This is a genomic window from Xanthomarina arctica (assembly GCF_014638915.1).
GTDB classification, from domain to species: Bacteria; Bacteroidota; Bacteroidia; order Flavobacteriales; family Flavobacteriaceae; genus Xanthomarina; species Xanthomarina arctica.
Map to the genome: position 1 here is coordinate 107,679 of NZ_BMFQ01000001.1, position 19,274 is coordinate 126,952.

Genomic DNA, 19,274 nt, shown 5'->3' on the forward strand with positions numbered 1-19,274 from the left:
TGTATTTTGTTTAAACTAAAAATTGAAATAAATCGGGTTTATCGTTAAGGTAATCTCCATAAAAATCATGAAGTTTCATTTTGGTAATAAGAGGTTGTAAATCTGAAGGCGATTTAAGTTCTAAGCCTACAACAGCAACCTCATTTTCTCTGTTTGCTTTTTTTGTGTATTCAAAATGTGTAATATCGTCGGTTGGACCTAAAATATCCACCACAAAATCTCGTAAAGCTCCTGCACGTTGCGGGAATTTAATAATAAAATAATGCTTTAGATTCGCATAAATTAAGGCGCGTTCTTTTATTTCAGCCATTCGGGTAATATCATTATTACTTCCGCTAATAACACAGACCACATTTTTTCCTTTTATCTCTTCGGCATATTGTTCTAAAGCAGAAATACTCAAAGCACCAGCTGGTTCTACAACAATAGCATCTTTATTGTAAAGATCTAAAATAATTTGACAAATATGACCTTCATCCACAGTAATAACATTTGATAAATTTTCTTTACAAATTGCAAAATTTAGGTCTCCAACACGTTTTACAGCTGCTCCATCTACAAAGCTTGTAATCGTTTTTAATTCTGTATTTCTATTGTTTTTTATCGAGGTTAACATGGATGGTGCGCCATTTGGTTCCACACCAATAATTTTTGTTTGCGGTGATAATATCTTAAACACCGAAGATAAGCCTGCGGAAAGTCCGCCACCTCCAATAGGTACAAATACATAATGTATGGGATGAGATTTGGCTTGGTCTATAATCTCTAAGCCAACCGTAGCTTGACCTTCAATCACTTTTTCATCATTAAAAGGATGTATAAAAGTTTTGTTCAGGCGTTCACATTCTTCCATTGCTGCATGGTAAGCATCATCAAAAGTATCACCAATTAAAATAACATCCACATAAGCTTCCCCAAACATTTTCACTTGTTCAACTTTTTGATTAGGTGTTGGCGCAGGCATAAAAATAGTTCCTTTTATCTTTAACAGCTTACAAGAAATGGCCACACCTTGTGCATGGTTACCAGCACTTGCGCATACTATTTCATTCTCAATTTGAGAGGTGTTTAAAGAAGAAATTTTATTATAAGCGCCACGAATTTTATAGGAGCGTACTTCTTGCAAATCCTCTCGTTTAAAATACACATTTGCATCGTACTTTTTAGAGTAATGTGCGTTCTTAGTTAAAGGCGTTATAGAAGCAATGCCTTTTAGTTTTTCTGCTGCTAATTCAACAGCTTTTAAGGTTGGCTTATATATTGTTGTCATATTTTCCATAGTCACTTCCCATAAAAGTGGGCATTTTTTTCTTATATAAAATACCTGAAAGGTTTTAAAATCTTGCAGGATAATTAGATTATGCTAATACTGAAGCTTCAGTTTCTATATCTGATTTTATAATTTTCATTGCTGTCATTGCCGCTCTTAAACGTTTTCCAACAGCTTCAATTGGGTGATTTCTAATGGCATCATTGACTTCAATTAATTCCACATTATCAACTCCGTTTACTGTTGAAAAGGATTCTCCAATAATATCCGTTTTTACTGTTTTCATAAAATCGCTTAATAATGGTTTGCAAGCATGATCAAATAAATAGCAACCATATTCTGCCGTATCAGAAATGACATTATTCATTTCAAATAATTTCTTTCTAGCAATGGTGTTTGCTATTAATGGTAATTCATGCAAGGATTCGTAGTATGCAGAATCTTCTATTATTCCGGCACTTACCATAGTCTCGAATGCTAATTCCACGCCAGATTTCACGAATGCTACTAAAAGCACGCCATGGTCAAAATATTCTTGTTCAGAAATATGATTGGAGGTTAAAACTGTTTTTTCGAAGGCAGTTTCACCAGTTGCAGCTCTCCAGGATAGCAGGTTTATATCGTCGTTTGCCCAATCTTCCATCATGGTTGTAGAAAAATGACCTGAAATGATATCGTCCATATGTTTTTCAAATAACGGACGCATGATGTCTTTTAATTCTTCAGATAATTGGTAAGCTTTTATTTTTGCAGGATTAGACAATCTGTCCATCATGTTTGTTATGCCTCCATGTTTTAAAGCTTCTGTAATGGTTTCCCATCCATATTGAATTAATTTTGCTGCATAACCTGGCTCAATGCCTTCTTCTACCATTTTATCAAACGATAAGATGGCTCCAGTTTGTAATAAACCACATAAAATGGTTTGTTCTCCCATTAAATCACTTTTCACCTCAGCAATAAAAGAGGATTGTAAAACGCCTGCTTTATGTCCACCTGTTGCTGTCGCATATGCTTTTGCTTGAGTCCACCCTTTATGTTCTGGATCGTTTTCTGGATGCACAGCAATTAATGTTGGCACTCCAAATCCACGCTTATATTCTTCTCTAACTTCGGTTCCTGGACATTTTGGTGCCACCATAATAACCGTTAAATCTTCACGAACTTTGGTGCCTTCTTCAACAATATTAAAACCGTGAGAATAACTTAAAGTGGCTCCTTTTTTCATTAAAGGCATCACTGCTTTTACCACACTTGTATGTTGCTTGTCTGGTGTTAAATTCAAAACCAAATCTGCCGTAGGAATTAATTCTTCATAAGTTCCAACCTGAAATCCGTTAGAAGTTGCTTTTTTATAAGAATCGCGTTTTTCATCTATAGCAACTTGCCTTAACGTATACGAAATGTCTAATCCAGAATCACGCATATTCAAGCCTTGATTTAGGCCTTGAGCCCCACAACCAACAATAACGATTTTCTTTCCTTTTAAAGCGTTTACGCCATCTTCAAATTCTGAAGCGTCCATAAAACGACATTTTCCTAATTGATCTAACTGATTTCTTAATGATAAGGTGTTAAAATAATTTGACATGGTTTTTGTTTTTAATGTTGAAATGCTTTAAGCATTGTTGATATTTTCATTTCATCTTTTGTAACAGACACACGTCCAGAACGTGTAAATTGCATAATCCCAAAGACACTTAATTCTCTATATAATAATTCTATTTCTTCTTTTTTTCCAGACTTTTCAATGACGAAAAACTCTTTATTAACTATTACTATTCTTGCGTTACTATCTTTGATGATATTTTGAACTTCTGGTTCGTCAAATAATAATTCTGATTTGATTTTGAACAAGCAAGATTCTTGATAAATAATTTGATCTTCTGTATGATAATACGCTTTTATTACTTCCACTTGTTTTTCAATTTGACCTTGAATTTTTTTCATTCTTTCTTCTGAAAGTTGCACCACAATGGTCCATTTAGAAACACCTTCAATTTCAGAAACCGATGAATTAATGCTCTCGATATTTATATGACGACGTTGAAAAATTGCCGAAATTCTATTCAGTAATCCGATGTTGTTTTCTGTATAAATTGATACCGTAAATTGTTTTATTTCGCTTTCCATAATTATTCTAATCTTATATCTGATACACTTGCTCCTGTTGGAATCATTGGAAATACATTTCCTTCTTTCTCAACACATACTTCTAAAAAATAAGGCCCTTTGGAATCTATCATTTCCTTAACTGATGCTTTTAAATCTTTTCTTTCTGTTACTTTTTTTGCATCAATAAAATAACCTTTTGCAATGGCTACAAAATCTGGGTTTGTCATTTCTGTAGATGCATATCGTTTATCAAAAAACATCTGTTGCCATTGACGCACCATTCCAAGGAATTCATTGTTTAAAACCACAATCTTCACGGGTACTTTTTGCTGAAAAATTGTCCCTAATTCTTGAATTGTCATTTGGTAACCACCATCCCCAGCAATCATCACCACTTCTCTTTCTGGAGCTGCCATTTTTGCACCAATGGCTGCGGGCAGAGCAAAACCCATAGTCCCTAAACCTCCAGAAGTAATATTACTTTTGGTAGTAGTAAATTCTGCATATCTACAAGCTATCATTTGATGTTGCCCAACATCACTCACAATTGCGGCATCTCCTTTGGTTTGGATGTTGATTTCTTTCAACACTTCTGCCATGGTTAAACCTTCTTTGGTAGGATATAATTCATTTTTAATGACTTTTTCATATTCAATTTCATATAAATCTTTAAATTTCTGATGCCATTCGGGATGTGAATTGGCTTTCAATAAGGGTAATAAGGCTTCTAAACTTGCTTTTGCATCACCAAGAACAGCCACATCTGTTTTCACATTTTTATCCACTTCTGCAGGATCAATTTCAAAATGAATGACTTTAGCCTGTTTTGCATAAGATTCTAAATTTCCTGTTACACGATCGTCAAAACGCATTCCAATAGCTATTAAAACATCGCAATCGTTGGTTAAAACATTTGGCGCATAATTACCATGCATTCCAACCATTCCAACATTTAGCGGATGTTTTGTAGGGATTGCTGAAGCACCTAAAATAGTCCAAGCTGAAGGAATTCCAGCTTTTTCAATCACCGCTTTAAAGGCTTCTTCGGCTTTCCCTAAAATAACGCCTTGTCCCCAAACTACTAATGGTTTTTTGGCATTATTAATAAGCTCTGCTGCGGCTTTTAAGGAATTTTTATCTGTATCAGGAATTGGCTTATAGCTTCTTATACCTTTGCATTTTTCGTATTTGAAATCAAATTCTTCAAATTGCGCATCCTTAGTAATATCCACTAAAACTGGTCCTGGACGACCACTTTTTGCTATATAAAATGCCTTAGCTATCACTTCAGGAATCTGTGACGCTGTGGTAATTTGACAATTCCATTTGGTTACAGGAGTAGAAATCCCGATGATATCTGTTTCCTGAAAAGCATCGCTTCCTAATAAGTGAGATCCAACCTGCCCAGTAATACAAACCATGGGAGTAGAATCTATTTGAGCATCTGCAATCCCTGTAATTAAATTAGTTGCTCCCGGGCCAGAGGTTGCAATGGCAACTCCCACTTTACCTGATATTCTTGCATAGCCTTGAGCGGCATGGGTAGCGCCTTGCTCATGACGGGTTAACACATGATGAATTTTATCTTGATACTTGTATAGCTCGTCATAAACTGGCATAATGGCTCCTCCAGGATATCCATAAAGGATTTCTACACCTTCGGCTAAAAGACATTTTATTACCGCTTCGCTACCAGAAATTCGCTCGGTTGCTTCCTTGCTTGTTGCTTTTTCTTGTAAAGTTTGAGTTTCTTTCATCTCCTCTTATTTTGTTGTTCTATCGGCTTTTTTAAACCAACTTAATCTTTGTTTTTTTATCATATTATTCCTTCTTCCGTAGGAATTTAAAACTCATCTGTTACACATCCCATAGATGCTGACGATACTGTTTTAGCATATTTATAGAGCACACCTCTTTTAAATTTTAATTCTGGTGCTTTCCATTGTTTTCTTCTTTCTTCTAATTCTGCTTCTGAAACTTCTAATGAAATGGCGTTTGATTCGGCATCAATCGTAATTAAATCGCCATCTTTCACTAAAGCTATGGCACCACCAACCTGAGCTTCTGGTGTAATATGTCCAACAACAAATCCATGAGTTCCTCCAGAAAATCGTCCATCTGTAATTAAGGCGACATCTTGACCTAGACCTGCACCAATAATTGCTGCTGTAGGCTTTAACATTTCTGGCATTCCAGGACCACCTTTCGGGCCTTCGTAACGGATTACAACCACGTCTCCTTTTTCTACCTTACCATCTCTAATTCCATCGTTCGCAGCGTATTCACCTTCAAATACTTTTGCTTTTCCAACAAAACGCAAACCTTCTTTTCCAGTGATTTTTGCAACACTTCCTTCGGTAGCTAAATTGCCATAAAGCATTCTTAGATGTCCAGATATTTTTATTGGATTTTCAATAGGTTTAATAACATCTTGACCTTCTTTTAAATCTGCTACATCTAACAAATTCTCAGCAATTGTTTTTCCAGTAACGGTTAAACAATCCCCGTGTAGCAATCCTTTTTTAAGAAGATATTTCATAACTGCAGGAATCCCTCCTACGGCATGTACATCTTCCATTAAATATTTTCCACTTGGTTTTAAGTCGGCTAAAAACGGAGTTGTATCACTTATTTTTTGAAAATCTTGTAATGTGAAATCAATTTGAGCTGCTCTAGCAATTGCTAAAAAGTGTAATACGGCATTTGTAGAACCTCCTAAAATGGTTACCAATCTTACAGCATTTTCTAAAGATTTACGCGTAATAACATCTGAAGGTTTGATATCTTTTTCCAATAACAATCTTAAAGCTTCCCCAGCTTTTACAGACTCTTCTTTTTTAGCATCGCTTAATGCTGGATTAGAAGAGTTAAAAGGCAAGGTCATACCTAATGCTTCAATAGCTGATGCCATGGTATTGGCTGTATACATGCCACCGCAAGCACCAGCTCCAGGACATGCCTTTTCAACAATATTTTGGTATTCAGTTTCAGACATAGTACCAGCAACTTTGCTTCCCCATGCTTCAAAAGCTGAAACAACATCTAATTTTTTTCCGTTATGGCAACCAGAATCAATAGTTCCACCATAAACCAGAATACTAGGTCTATTTAAGCGAATCATGGCTATTAGTGCTCCAGGCATATTTTTATCGCAACCTACAACAGTAATTAATCCGTCGTAACTCATGGCTTGAACCACCGTTTCCATGGAATCTGCAATAATATCGCGAGAAGGCAAAGAATACCTCATTCCAGGAGTACCCATTGAAATTCCGTCACTAACACCAATGGTGTTAAAAATTAATCCAATAACATCTTCATTACTAGTTCCTTTCTTGACTAATTTTGCCAAATCGTTAAGGTGCATGTTACACGGATTCCCTTCATAACCCGTACTTGCAATTCCAACCATAGGTTTAAAAAAATCTTCGTTTGTTAACCCAATAGCGTGCAACATAGCTTGTGCGGCTGGTTGCGTAGGATCTTGCGTAACTGTTTTACTATATTTATTTAATTGATTCATAATGCTTTTGACATTTTTTTAATTAGAAAACGTATCCTTAGTTATTACAAACTTATTGTTATGAGAAACTAAACTGCTTTCATTAAAATATGTATTCATAATTTTTAAAAGATCGAAATTAATAATTTGTGTTTTTCTTATTGTTATTGTATTACCTAATCGACTAAATTCACATACCTACAATTTATTATAAACCACTATTAATCAATTATTTGCATTCTTATTAATATGATGCTCAATCATGTCGATTCTCAATAAAAAAAGCCTGTATCTAAATGGATACAGGCTTTTTTATATATAAGGACCTATATCAACTCAACATGAGTTAATAATGACAATAATGTTTATGATAACTGACAATGTGTTCATTTTATATATACTAAAAAAGCCTTCCCAAATAGGGAAGGCTTTTAAAACGTTTTATGTTTATTAAATACCACTCCCTTACCGTTGTGAAATAATCACGACGCTAATAATAGAAATGATATTGATAATTTGCTTGTTCATTTATTACTTCAAATATTAAAACTTTTTATTTTAAATCTAAAGAATCTTTATTTAATTTTCTATTAATGGAAACTCATTTGCTGAAATCATTTTTTCAAAATCTGCTTTTATAGTTTCAAACTGTACATTTCCCAACACATGGCATTGGGTTTTTAATACAATTACTTCTTCTTTTAAACCTTTATTAGAAGTCTAGCCATAATCTATTTGTTTTCTATATTCAATCCCAAAAACCATTAAATTAATTTTTATTGGTTTTTAACTAATTGCTAAACTCTTTTGTAGTTATAATTTAATGTGTACTTTTGCCTAATAATTACTAAGAGGAAAAATTTGTCTGATTGCAACCTCTCAAAAAAAATGCTAAAGCAGTAAAATTCTACTCCTCTAGCAAATAGCAATCCTATTTAATTTTTGTATTTTAACACCTATTAAAACAGATATAATATGTCATATTTATTTACTTCTGAAAGTGTTTCTGAAGGACATCCAGATAAAGTAGCAGATCAAATTAGCGATGCTTTAATTGATAATTTTTTAGCATTCGATAAAGATTCTAAAGTAGCTTGTGAAACCCTTGTTACAACCGGACAAGTAGTACTTGCTGGCGAAGTGAAATCGAACACCTATTTAGACGTCCAGAAAATTGCCAGAGATACCATAAACAAAATTGGGTACACAAAAAGTGCTTATATGTTTGACGGGAATTCTTGTGGTGTATTTTCTGCTATTCACGAACAGTCTGACGATATCAATCGCGGCGTGGATAAAACCAATAAAGAAGAGCAAGGAGCTGGAGACCAAGGAATGATGTTTGGTTATGCTACCAATGAAACTGAAAACTATATGCCTTTGGCTTTAGACCTGTCTCATAAGATTATGATTGAGCTTGCCAATTTACGAAGAGAAAATAAAGACATCACTTATTTACGTCCAGATTCTAAAAGTCAAGTAACTATTGAATATAGCGACGACAATGTTCCTCAACGTATTGAAGCCATTGTAGTTTCTACACAGCATGACGATTTTATTACACCGAAATCGAATTCTAAAAAGGATATGCTTGCCGCAGACGAAGCCATGCTGACTAAAATTAGAAAAGATATTGTAGATATTGTTATTGCAAGGGTGATTGCTAAATTACCAGAAAACTTAAAAGCATTATTTACAGATAGTATTAAATATCATATCAATCCTACTGGAAAATTTGTAATAGGTGGACCACATGGAGATACGGGATTAACAGGACGTAAAATTATTGTGGATACTTATGGAGGAAAAGGTGCACATGGTGGTGGTGCTTTTTCTGGAAAAGATCCAAGTAAAGTAGATAGAAGTGCGGCTTATGCTACTAGGCATATTGCAAAAAACTTAGTTGCCGCGGGTGTATGTACCGAAGTTTTAGTTCAAGTAAGTTATGCTATTGGCGTTGTAGAACCTATGGGGATTTTTGTAGATACTTATGGTACTTGTCCGTTTAATATGACAGATGGAGAGATTGCTAAAAAAGTAACCGAAATTTTCGACATGCGTCCAGCTGCCATTGAAGAGCGTTTAAAATTACGAAACCCTATCTATAGCGAAACAGCTGCTTACGGACACATGGGAAGAAAAAATGAAATCGTTACTAAAACTTTCCAACAGATTAACGGTAGAAAGAAAAAGGTAGAAGTGGAACTTTTTACTTGGGAAAAATTAGACTATGTAGATAAAGTGAAAGCTGCTTTTGAGTTGTAAGACTTATAATTAAATATATTTAAAAGCCTTTAAACTTCTGTTTAGAGGCTTTTTTCTTTTTGAATTTGTCATAAAAAAACGCGAACTTCGTTCCTGTCTGTCTACAGACAAGTACACCTGATATAAAATAACTCGTACTGAGTCTAGTCGAAGTATTGAAACGATTCCATAACAGATTGTTGTACTCAATTATGAAGAAACTTTTAGCTTTAATAATAATGTTTACACTTTTAGCCTTTTCACAGGAAAAAAATGAATGTGATGAGCACTCTATCCCATATTGGGCAAATGGAATTAATAGCCGAATTTCAGGAGAAAATCCGACTTTGAGAAATGTCTTCAAAGAGATTCAATTAACCGAAACCAATATCACACCAAATAGCGGATTTATAACATTGAGACTGAATATTTCTAAAACAGGAAAATTATGCGACATTGAAATATTCCAAATTGACGAAAACTACCAAAAAACGGAATTTAATAATGGAGCTTTAATACAGCAACTTGAAAGAACTGTTACGGAACTCCCAGATTGGGAACGAGACAAAGCCTATAAGACTTATAACCTAATCAGATTTAAAATTAAAAACGGAAAAATTGAGGAAATTTTTTAAGATAATTGGAATTGCAATTGGTGCAATCCTAATTATAATTATTGGCATTGAAATTTACATTTATTTCTTCACTCAAAAGAGAATTGAAAAAGAACAAGCAATAGCTCAAAGAGTGGAGAGTTTCGAATCCAAAGACAGCGATGAGTACATGGAATATTCGGTTCTTTTAAATAAATCTGGAGATTTCGAAAAAGGCTTTAAATATTTAGACAAAGCAGTTGAATTGAGTCCTTCTTCGCATTTAGGTTATAGAGGTTGGATAAGGTTAAGAAAAATGCGAGACTACGACAAAGCTCTAATTGATTTTGACAGACTTGACAGCCTAACACCGAATTTTGTCGATTCACCTTGGGGAGAAGATATTGACTTTTTGCGAGGAGAATGTTATTTCGGAAAAAAGAACTATCTAAAAGCTATTGAATTATTTAATCGCAATATCAAAAACCAAAAAGAGGATTGGGCAGATATTCACTCTTTTGTTTATCTCGGACTTTCCGAATACGCACTTGGGAATTATAACAAATCCATTGTCGAGTTTCAACGAGCCTTAAAACAATCAGAAAGTGTGCCTGAATCCTATTTTGGAATGGCAAAAGCTTATCTAATTCAAGGGAAAATTAATAAAGCGAAAGAGAATATTTTGAAAGCTGAAGAATATATTGTTTATAAACGAGAAGATATTTACAATGAATTTTTGAACGAAATATATCTTTCTGAAATAGTAGATTTCAAAGAACAACTGAATAAATAAATATATATACAACCCTATTTATAAAAAACGGGTTGTTTAGTGCTAAACCAAAAGAAAGTGGGTACTTGCCTTTATCCGATTTTCGGGCCGAAAATCCTTTGACATAAGCTCGCACTTTTCACACACAAAACCGTAAACATCCCTTCTCAAATAATAAATATTAGGTACAGGATTAACTCCGTTGATCCTGCAAACCAATTCGTGAAATTGAAAAATCTAACCGCTATCGCAGTTTATTTTTTTGTTTTATAAAATATGCTTGTGAGTAAACTCACGCAGGATTAACTCCGTTGATCCTGCATACCACTTCGTGAAATTGAAAAATCAAACGGCTATCGCAGTTTATTTTTTTTGTTTTATAAAATATGCATGTGAGTGAACTCACGCATATTTTATAAAACAAAAAAAATCCACACTTACGTGTGGATTTTTCGAGTTAAAGTGGGGAGAGCAGGATTCGAACCTGCGAAGACGTAGTCAGCAGATTTACAGTCTGCCCTCGTTGGCCGCTTGAGTATCTCCCCAAAACCGAATGCAAATATATTACAGTTTTTAAAGTTTTTTACAAATTATTTCATCTTTTTTTAAATATAAATGCAAAAAACTCATAATGACATATTTATAGCATCATTATGAGTTTTTTACAAACTGTTTCTTTTAAAAAGCCTTCGAACTTATATTCAAAAAACAGGATCTGTTTAGTCTAAACCTCCTTTTCTCTGTGGAGATTTTGGCTCAGGCCATGTACGTTGTTCTCCGGTTCTAGGATTTATTGGTAAAACTATTTTTTCTGTGGACGTTCTATTCGGATCTTCACAAGCCATATACACTAAAATAGCTGTTAAAATGGCATTACTTCTAACGTCGTCGAAAACAATCTTATCGTAGGTATCTCTATTGGTATGCCATGTGTAATTCCAATAAGACCAACTTAAAGAACTTAAATTAAAAGCTGGAGCTCCTGCTGCCAAAAACGATGCATTATCTGAACCTCCTCCACTTGGCGAACCTGGAAAAGTAGTTTCTATATGTTTTGTTATGTCGTCTGGTACAGCCGCTAACCATTTAGAAAGATAGTCGTAAGAATGTAAAAAACCTGCTCCTGAAATCTTAACCACACGTCCGGTACCATTGTCTTGGTTGAACATTGCTTGCGTGTTTTGCACAATTTCTGGATGATCTTCCACAAAGGCTCTAGAACCATTTAAACCTTGCTCTTCACTTCCCCAATGACCAACTAAAATAGTACGCTTCGGGTTAGGATATACTTTTTTAAGGATTCGCATGGCTTCCATCATGACTATAGTCCCTGTACCATTATCTGTAGCTCCTGTACCACCATCCCAAGAATCGAAATGTGCAGAAAGAATAACATATTCTTCAGGCTTTTCAGTTCCTTTAATTTCTGCAATGGTATTTAATGTTGGTGCAACGCCTAAATCTTTGGATTCCGCAACAATTTTAATTACTGGTTTGTTACCATATTCTACCAATCTATAAAGCATGCTATAATCTTCAAGTTCTAAGTCGACCGTTGGAATCTTTTTAGTTCTAGAACTAAATATTTTATTGGATCCAAAAGCTTTAGACCAATAGGAGGTTACAATCCCAACTGCTCCTGCTTCTTCCAAAGCTTGGTTAATTTCTCGAGAACTATAACCTGTGCGTTTCATATTATCTCTCCATTCTGTTTCAAGAGAATCTCTCTCTTTTTTCATTTTTGCAAAAGATTCTTCGGTTGCAAATTCTTCCCAGTTGTAATCTGGACGCCCGGTTGTTTGATACATGGAAGTCATAACTAATTTGCCTTTTACGTTTTTCATCCATTTTTGAAATTCTAAAGAATCTTTAACTGTAGGAAGGGTAATTAGTTCTGCCGTTACTCCTTTTGGTCCTGTACTAGGGCTCCAAGCTAGTTGCATGCCGTCTAAAGTTTGAAGGCGTGGCTCTAACATATCGATATGTGTGATGCCTCTCTCCCAAGCTTTCCATTCTCCCCATTGTTCGTTTTTGGCTGAAATGCCCCATTTAGAATATTTAGCTACAGCCCAATTATTGGCTTGTGTCATTTGTGGTGTTCCCACCAGTCGTGGTCCAATAACATCTAATAACTCGTGAGCTAAAATCTCTAATTGTGAATTGTTATTTGCTTCTTGAATAATACTATTTACAACAGGATCTGTTGATTCTTGTGCCTGTAAATTGTAATTTATTAGTAAAAAAACTGCGAGGAATAATTTAAATACCTTTTTCATATCTAATTGGTTTGGATTAATTTTTATGATTATACAAAATACAACTTATTCTATCAAAAAAAAACTGTCTAAAAATGAGATTCTTCATTTCATTCTGAATGACAGTTTTTTTTTGCGTTAAGGATTGAAGCATTTGTTTGAGCTCTTTTTGTGACGACAGGAACAAAAAAGCGAGTGCTGAAAGCCTGCCTTTTGGGCTTTTTAGACCAAAAGGAACGCCCAAATTTTAAAGAGAATAAATAACTCTAAAAGTTACAAATCTTGGTTGTATAAAATATTCTCTGGTGCTTACAGATAAAGATCCAACATTAGATTGTACTTCTGATTGTGTGTTTAATAGATTTGTTGCTTTAAGCTCAAATTCCCATTTGGCATCTTCATTTTTTCTATATGCCAAGGATGCATTCCACATATCGAAACTATTTAATGTCTCTGTTTCATTTTTTAAATTCGTATATTCATAATCCGTTTTAAAGGTAAATGTTTTCCAAATTAGAGCATCGAAGGACAATTGAGGAGAGCTTGTGAAAAATTTAGAACGACTAGCACCTAGATCATTATTCTGAATACCGTAATCGTAACTCACTTCAAAATTTGGAGCGGTTTTAAAATTTGAACGTAACTCCACACCATAGCTTTGATCGTAACTTTCGTTAACAGACTGCAAATTATTTATAAACTGGTTATATTTACTATAACTCCAACTACCATTTGCTGATGCTCTTAATTTTCCAAATGCGCGTTGAAAACGGCCTCTTGCGCTAACACTTTCGTCTGCAAAATCTGAATTAAAAGGCGTTCCTACATTTATAACACTGCCAGGTTCGAAATTAGATGCTGTACGAATGCCATCGACGTTTTTAGTATAAGATATGTTTCCAAAAACATTGGTGTAATTAAACATGTTAAAGCTAAAATAACTAAGACTCACCACATGAGATAAGGCACTTTCTAATTCTGGATTTCCGGAAAAGAATGAATTATAACTATTTAACTCCATTCCTTCTGCTAATTTATTGACATCTGTAAACTGGGTTTGCATGCGGTAATTAAAAGTAATTTGTTCGCTTTTCTTTAATTGTAACCTCACGTTTAAATCGGGTAACACACGAAAGAAGTTGTCTGTATAAGTTACATCGAACTGAGTGTTTTTTGAACTATATGAATGTGCGGATAATCCAGGAGTAATAGTAAAAAGCCCTGCTTTTAATCGATAGTGAACTCCTAGATACAAATCTGTAAAAGTATAACTTACATCATTTATAGGGTCGTAATTTACAGGTTGGTTATTAAATATAGAACCATTATCTAAGGTTTGAAAAATTTCTGAATTAAATTTCTGATTACTTAAGATGGTCCCTAGGGTGAAATTGATATTACTCTTGTCATTTAACACATTCCAATAATCGACTTTAGCATCTAGTTGATTTGTTTTTACGCGCTTATCCTGACTGATATTATAATCTGATTGAGTTTGATCTAATCCCAATCCATCTGCGGCATCTTGATATGTTGCTTTATCTTCGATAATAGCATTATAAAACGGATCTTCATCTTGCCATAAATGCTGTGCTTCTACAGAAAAAATATTTTTCTCGTCTAGCGTATAATAGTAGTTAAAACGTTGATTGATACTAAATGGGTTTGTTTCTTCGTCCTGTTCTGTTGCTCCTAAGACAGATGACAATTCATTTTGTTCTTGAGTTTCTTGAGACGTTCGACCTAAAATTTCATAATCCAACTGATTATTGGCATTTTGCTTGTATTTAACAGCTAATTTTAAGGCAGCCAAATCACTACGTTGGGTGGTATTTGTTTGTGTTTGTTCATCTGGAATTCCTAATTCGGGATCTGTATAAACCAAATCATTATTCTCTTGTAATTGAATTTTATTACCTGTATAAATACCAAAACCACTAAAATCTAATTTTTCATTTGGCGAATAACTAAAATTAGCAGCCCCAAATCGCGAATTAATTTCTTTAGCGCGGTTGTTCTGAAGACTTAAAAAGCCTAAGCTATTATCGCCTAAATTTATATTTGTACCACTTGTTTGACTAGGCTGACTAAATCCGCCAGCAAAATTGAAATAGTCACGTCTGGAAAACGCAACTTCGCCAATATTGTTTAAATCGGCAATAACATTGACACTCAAATCCGGACTATAATAAAATAGTTTAGGTTGTGCAATATATAAGGCCTGATCATCTGCCGAATACCCACCACCGGCCGTAACAGTTCCAAACCAGAAACTATCTTTTCCTTCTTTCAATTTAATGTTGATGGCGATATTGTCCTGGTTATTTTGAACCCCACTTAATTGGCCAACCTCAGCATAATTTTTTAAAACCTGAATTTTATCAACGGCACTTGCAGGTATATTTTGAGTAGCTAATTTAGAATCGCCATCAAAAAACTCCTTTCCTTCAACCATCACTTTCGATACGACTTTACCTTCTACTTCAATTTGGCCATCTGCATTTATTTCAACGCCTGGTAATTTTTTTAAGACGTCTTCTAGTTTTCGTTCGGTTCCCGATTTAAAGGAGTCGGCATTGTAAATAAGCGTATCTCCTTTAATGGTAACTGGCATTTCATAAGTTAATTCTATCTCATTTAATGCATTGTCATTTTGTAAAACAAAGTTTTTATCAATATTAGTATCTGTAGTTAAAACGTTTTCTTCAGACGTTTTCATACCAATATAACTTACTTGAATTTTATAATTCGAGTTTTTTTCTAACGTAAGCTTGTAACGTCCAGCATCATTCGTAATTCCATAAGATTCTAATTTATTAGTTTCTTGATTGATAGCGATAACATTGGCTAATTCTAAAGGACTACCAATACTATCCTTTACGACACCTTCTATTTTAATTTGGGAAAAAGAGGTACTTACTACTAATAAAAGTAGTATTGTAAAAATATTTTTCATGTTTAGTTTCGATTTTAGTTAAAAAGTTGAATATGTAAATTAATTTCCACGACCTCCGCCACCACGACCGCCTCGACCTCCATACATTTCGCTCATTTCTTCCATTTTTTCTTTTACTATCTTGTTATATTCTGCACGAGTAACCTCTTTCCCTTTTGATGGTTTTTTAATTTCTTCTTTTTCCGCTGGGTTCAAAACAATTTTTGTACATAAAATAACTGTTTTCCCTGCACTCACTTCCAATATTAAACCCGGTAGTCCCCAATATTCTCCAGGACCATTGTTAACTGGAATTTGCGGTGTGTACCAAGCCGTAACAATAATTTCTTTAGGAATTTCAATTTCTGCTATGGAATCTTTTGATTTATCTGCAGTAGCCGTAGAATCTGTTTTCTTTTCATCTTCTCTACCTCCAGGTCTTCGCATATTAGTCCAATCGAATTCATCAACCTTTTTGACTGCTGTAGCTTTGAAGCACATATATTGCCCTATTTGTCTGGTTTCTGTTCCCATTTCCCAATCCAAATTAGATAGTGAATCCTTAACAAGAAATTGCTTACCAAAAAACTCCTGATCTTCTAATATTTGCTTGTCTTTGATGTTTTTGTATTGATCGCCTCCAGAGAAACTACTCATCATACCAAATCCACGTCCTCCGCCTCCTGTTCCTGGGGCTTCCAATTTATCTTCCTCCTTATACATAGATTCAGTTTGGGTAAAGGTTAGCGTATATTTTTTTTCTAAAAAGCCTTTCATACGTTCCTGAATTTGCTTTTTCTGTTGCTCACTCATTTGCCTGCCTCCAAAATCACTCATATCCATAGAGGTCTTGGTTTGATAATAGGCTTTCCCTTGAAAATCTTGCTGTGCAAAAGTACTTGTGGAAATTAGAATAACGAACAAAGCAGAAATTACTTTGAGTGGATTAGATGTAAAGGTCATTTTATAGTTTCTTTTAATTAAAATTCACTGTTAAGACTCTAAAAATGGCATTTAGTTTAAATAGCTTATCTAATATTTTATTAAAGAAATAATTATTAACGCTCTAACAAGGAATTTAACTTTAAAACTAAATGGAATTTCGTACTTTTCAGTTCTCAATGAAAACAGCCTTATACTTTATATTTTTTATCTCTTTGTCCATTTTTGGACAAGAACCTATAGAACCAACATTTATTTCCAAAATACCTTTTGAAGCAGATGCCGTTACAGGTATTGACAATTTTGGATTGATATATTATATTAAAAACAATACCCTTTATAAAACTGAAGACAGTAAAAATTACTCCTATAGCAATGTACAATTAGGAAGAATTACTACAGCAAACAGCTTTAATCCTTTAAAAGTGACTGTTTTTTATGCAGATTTTAATTCTGTCATTTTACTAGACAATAGGTTTACCGAAATCCTTAAAGTAGATTTTAGTAGTATTGAGTATTACAAAAACGTGTCGCTAACCTCAACGGCAAACGACAATGCTCTTTGGATTTACAATCAAGATCTGCAACAACTGGAATTATTCGATTATAAAACAAATCGATCTAAAGCCACTACTCTGCCATTACAATCGAAAGCCTTAGATTTAGAGAGCAATTATAATTATGCGTGGTTACTAACGGAAAAATTTCTTTCAAAATATAATTACTTTGGAAGCTTGATCTACAAGGTGAAAAATGATGGTTTCACATCCATTGTTGAAAGCAATGAAAAGATATATTTAATTAAAGAAAAATCGATTTATTTTTATAACGAAACGGAAGATTATTTTCAATTAATTAAAACCCCAGAATTGTTAACAAAACAGTTTTTAGTAACCAATGAAACCTTGTATATTTACGATTCGAAAAATTTACATAAATTTCAACTAAACTAAAATAATTATGCACGTTGCAATAGCTGGAAACATTGGTGCGGGTAAAACGACACTTACTACTTTACTTGCTAAACATTATCATTGGGAATCTCAATTAGAAGATGTTGTAGACAATCCTTATTTAGATGATTTTTACAACCAGATGGAGCGTTGGAGTTTTAATTTGCAGGTTTATTTTTTAAATAGCAGGTTTCGTCAGATATCTCAAATTCGCGAAAGTGGGAAAGATATTATTCAAGACAGAACCATTTATGAAGATGCCCATATTTTTGCGCCAAACCTTCATGCTATGGGATTAATGACTAATCGTGATTTTGAAAATTACCGTTCGCTTTTCGATTTAATGGAATCTTTTGTACAAGGACCAGATTTATTAATTTATTTACGTAGTTCTATTTCTAATTTGGTTTCTCAAATCCACAAAAGAGGACGTGATTACGAAAACTCTATAAGTATTGATTATTTAAGTAGATTGAACGAACGCTACGAAGCGTGGATTACTGGTTACGACAAAGGGAACCTTCTAATTATTGATGTAGACAATTTAGATTTCGTGGCTAATCCTGAAGACTTAGGAAGCATTATTAACAGAATTGATGCTGAAATAAATGGCTTGTTCTAACCAGATTATTTTATAAAACCATTTTCTCTAGCGTGTTCCTCTGCTTGCTCACTGCTATCTACCAATAAAACAGGCGTAGATTTGTAGTTTTCAAACAAGCCTTTAATACGCAACATTTTCTTTTCGTGTTTCACGCTTCTTAAATAAATGGCAAGGATACGATTGGGATGTGTTTCTGCAATCTCAATATAAATATCGGCATCATGTTCGCCACTATCACCAATTAGAATAAATTTTAAATGAGGATAGGCTTTTAAAACATGTAGAATTTCGGTTTGCTTTTGTGGCTTTTCGTCTGGGTTTTTCTTATTAAAAATAGCACTCATACTTCTCAATAAAATAGGGCCTTTAGGAAAATCATTAACTTTTAAAAAATACTCTAAATACCGATACATATTCCATGGGCTATGACTGACATAAAAAATAGGATTTGCATGTTTACCCGATTTTCCACGATGCAACATGTGGTAAAAATTGGCAGCTCCTTTTAGAGGGATTCGTTTAAAGGCTCCTTTAAAAAAGGTATTAAATATAACACGCCATTTTAATCTAGAAACTACTCCAGTATGTAGAATGGTATCATCGATATCACTTATTACACCGAATTCAGAATCAACTGAAGGAATAAGTATTTCTGCCGGAAACCGATTGTTATTGGTTATGGTTCGTTTAATATTTACATCGCTATAGGAAGCCACGATTTGCAACCATCCTTCATCATTAGTCAACGCATTCAAACCATCAACTTGCTCTTCACATTTAAAGTAACCGTCTTTGTCTGTTGTAGCTTTTAATACGTGATTGTTAGCTAGCTTCAAATTTATTTCCACATACTTAACCTCATCACTCTCAAAGCGTTTAAAGGTATTTACCAACAATTTAAACCAGCCCTTTGCTTCCAAATCTATAGATTCGTCTTCGAGCGCTCTTCCACGTAAATAAAAATGCGTATTGCTTCCATAACTATGAAAGGTAATAATTTGTAGAGAATCTTTTTTAAACATGCCCAAAATTAGAAAACATTCTACAAATAAAAAAACCACGCTTGGAGCGTGGTTTTTTTTTATTTAC

At 34.0% G+C, this 19,274-nt stretch carries 14 protein-coding genes and 1 tRNA gene; 5 read left to right on the forward strand and 10 right to left on the reverse strand.

The genetic code is table 11. The features are described 5' to 3' along the window. Positions 1 to 10: 10 nt before the first annotated feature. The 5 genes from ilvA to ilvD form a co-directional block, all read right to left on the reverse strand. On the reverse strand, positions 11 to 1,279 hold the full coding sequence (ilvA, locus tag IEV77_RS00480; protein ID WP_188460785.1) for a threonine ammonia-lyase IlvA: 1,269 nt from the start codon (positions 1,277 to 1,279) through the stop codon (positions 11 to 13). A gap of 79 nt (positions 1,280 to 1,358) precedes the next feature. Continuing rightward, entirely contained in the window at positions 1,359 to 2,861 is a 1,503-nt protein-coding gene (ilvC, locus tag IEV77_RS00485; RefSeq protein ID WP_188460787.1) for a ketol-acid reductoisomerase, read from the reverse strand. 11 nt (positions 2,862 to 2,872) lie between these two features. Then, complete coding sequence (ilvN, locus tag IEV77_RS00490; RefSeq protein ID WP_188460789.1) at positions 2,873 to 3,403, reverse strand: acetolactate synthase small subunit; 531 nt, start codon at positions 3,401 to 3,403, stop codon at positions 2,873 to 2,875. A 2-nt stretch (positions 3,404 to 3,405) separates the two neighbouring features. Continuing rightward, positions 3,406 to 5,142 carry a biosynthetic-type acetolactate synthase large subunit gene (ilvB, locus tag IEV77_RS00495; RefSeq protein WP_188460791.1) on the reverse strand — a complete coding sequence of 579 codons (1,737 nt, stop codon included), beginning with the start codon at positions 5,140 to 5,142 and terminating at the stop codon, positions 3,406 to 3,408. Positions 5,143 to 5,228: 86 nt separating this feature from the next. Beyond that, positions 5,229 to 6,908 carry a dihydroxy-acid dehydratase gene (gene ilvD, locus IEV77_RS00500; protein WP_188460793.1) on the reverse strand — a complete coding sequence of 560 codons (1,680 nt, stop codon included), beginning with the start codon at positions 6,906 to 6,908 and terminating at the stop codon, positions 5,229 to 5,231. 954 nt (positions 6,909 to 7,862) lie between these two features. Between ilvD and metK the strand changes: the two genes are divergently transcribed. The 3 genes from metK (at position 7,863) to IEV77_RS00515 (ending at position 10,517) form a co-directional block, all read left to right on the forward strand. After that, positions 7,863 to 9,152 (forward strand): methionine adenosyltransferase, encoded by a 1,290-nt coding sequence (gene metK / locus IEV77_RS00505; RefSeq protein ID WP_188460796.1) that lies wholly within the window; start codon positions 7,863 to 7,865, stop codon positions 9,150 to 9,152. Between the two features lie 191 nt (positions 9,153 to 9,343). Then, positions 9,344 to 9,766 (forward strand): hypothetical protein, encoded by a 423-nt coding sequence (locus IEV77_RS00510; protein WP_188460798.1) that lies wholly within the window; start codon positions 9,344 to 9,346, stop codon positions 9,764 to 9,766. Beyond that, positions 9,750 to 10,517 carry a tetratricopeptide repeat protein gene (locus tag IEV77_RS00515; protein ID WP_188460800.1) on the forward strand — a complete coding sequence of 256 codons (768 nt, stop codon included), beginning with the start codon at positions 9,750 to 9,752 and terminating at the stop codon, positions 10,515 to 10,517. Before IEV77_RS00510 ends, IEV77_RS00515 begins: the two co-directional genes overlap by 17 nt. A 442-nt stretch (positions 10,518 to 10,959) precedes the next feature. On the opposite strand, the gene IEV77_RS00520 is transcribed toward IEV77_RS00515, so the two are convergent. The 4 genes from IEV77_RS00520 to IEV77_RS00535 form a co-directional block, all read right to left on the reverse strand. Continuing rightward, positions 10,960 to 11,041, reverse strand: a tRNA-Tyr gene (locus IEV77_RS00520). Positions 11,042 to 11,215: 174 nt separating this feature from the next. Then, entirely contained in the window at positions 11,216 to 12,772 is a 1,557-nt protein-coding gene (locus IEV77_RS00525; RefSeq protein WP_188460802.1) for a M20/M25/M40 family metallo-hydrolase, read from the reverse strand. Positions 12,773 to 12,998: 226 nt separating this feature from the next. Then, a complete protein-coding gene (locus IEV77_RS00530; protein ID WP_188460804.1) occupies positions 12,999 to 15,707 on the reverse strand; it encodes a TonB-dependent receptor in 2,709 nt (902 codons plus the stop codon). Between the two features lie 39 nt (positions 15,708 to 15,746). Continuing rightward, positions 15,747 to 16,649: a GLPGLI family protein gene (locus tag IEV77_RS00535; protein ID WP_188460806.1), complete on the reverse strand. Its 903-nt coding sequence runs from the start codon at positions 16,647 to 16,649 to the stop codon at positions 15,747 to 15,749. A 158-nt stretch (positions 16,650 to 16,807) separates the two neighbouring features. Here IEV77_RS00535 and IEV77_RS00540 point away from each other — a divergent pair, with 158 nt between their 5' ends. Then, positions 16,808 to 17,581: a hypothetical protein gene (locus tag IEV77_RS00540; protein ID WP_188462921.1), complete on the forward strand. Its 774-nt coding sequence runs from the start codon at positions 16,808 to 16,810 to the stop codon at positions 17,579 to 17,581. Positions 17,582 to 17,588: 7 nt separating this feature from the next. Then, the gene (locus IEV77_RS00545) at positions 17,589 to 18,203 is read left to right on the forward strand and encodes a deoxynucleoside kinase (RefSeq protein ID WP_188460808.1); all 615 of its coding nucleotides are present in this window, start codon (positions 17,589 to 17,591) and stop codon (positions 18,201 to 18,203) included. A gap of 5 nt (positions 18,204 to 18,208) precedes the next feature. Here IEV77_RS00545 and IEV77_RS00550 read toward each other — a convergent pair whose 3' ends face one another. After that, positions 18,209 to 19,207, reverse strand: a complete 999-nt coding sequence (locus tag IEV77_RS00550) for an App1 family protein phosphatidate phosphatase (RefSeq protein ID WP_188460811.1) — start codon at positions 19,205 to 19,207, stop codon at positions 18,209 to 18,211. Positions 19,208 to 19,274 lie beyond the last annotated feature (67 nt).

Bases quoted from the DNA above. Each gene is read 5' to 3' on its own strand.
- ilvA (WP_188460785.1), bottom strand. From the start codon at position 1,279: ATGGAAAATATGACAACAATATATAAGCCAACCTTAAAAGCTGTTGAA.
- ilvC (WP_188460787.1), bottom strand. From the start codon at position 2,861: ATGTCAAATTATTTTAACACCTTATCATTAAGAAATCAGTTAGATCAA.
- ilvN (WP_188460789.1), bottom strand. From the start codon at position 3,403: ATGGAAAGCGAAATAAAACAATTTACGGTATCAATTTATACAGAAAAC.
- ilvB (WP_188460791.1), bottom strand. From the start codon at position 5,142: ATGAAAGAAACTCAAACTTTACAAGAAAAAGCAACAAGCAAGGAAGCA.
- ilvD (WP_188460793.1), bottom strand. From the start codon at position 6,908: ATGAATCAATTAAATAAATATAGTAAAACAGTTACGCAAGATCCTACG.
- metK (WP_188460796.1), top strand. From the start codon at position 7,863: ATGTCATATTTATTTACTTCTGAAAGTGTTTCTGAAGGACATCCAGAT.
- IEV77_RS00510 (WP_188460798.1), top strand. From the start codon at position 9,344: ATGAAGAAACTTTTAGCTTTAATAATAATGTTTACACTTTTAGCCTTT.
- IEV77_RS00525 (WP_188460802.1), bottom strand. From the start codon at position 12,772: ATGAAAAAGGTATTTAAATTATTCCTCGCAGTTTTTTTACTAATAAAT.
- IEV77_RS00530 (WP_188460804.1), bottom strand. From the start codon at position 15,707: ATGAAAAATATTTTTACAATACTACTTTTATTAGTAGTAAGTACCTCT.
- IEV77_RS00535 (WP_188460806.1), bottom strand. From the start codon at position 16,649: ATGACCTTTACATCTAATCCACTCAAAGTAATTTCTGCTTTGTTCGTT.
- IEV77_RS00540 (WP_188462921.1), top strand. From the start codon at position 16,808: ATGAAAACAGCCTTATACTTTATATTTTTTATCTCTTTGTCCATTTTT.
- IEV77_RS00545 (WP_188460808.1), top strand. From the start codon at position 17,589: ATGCACGTTGCAATAGCTGGAAACATTGGTGCGGGTAAAACGACACTT.
- IEV77_RS00550 (WP_188460811.1), bottom strand. From the start codon at position 19,207: ATGTTTAAAAAAGATTCTCTACAAATTATTACCTTTCATAGTTATGGA.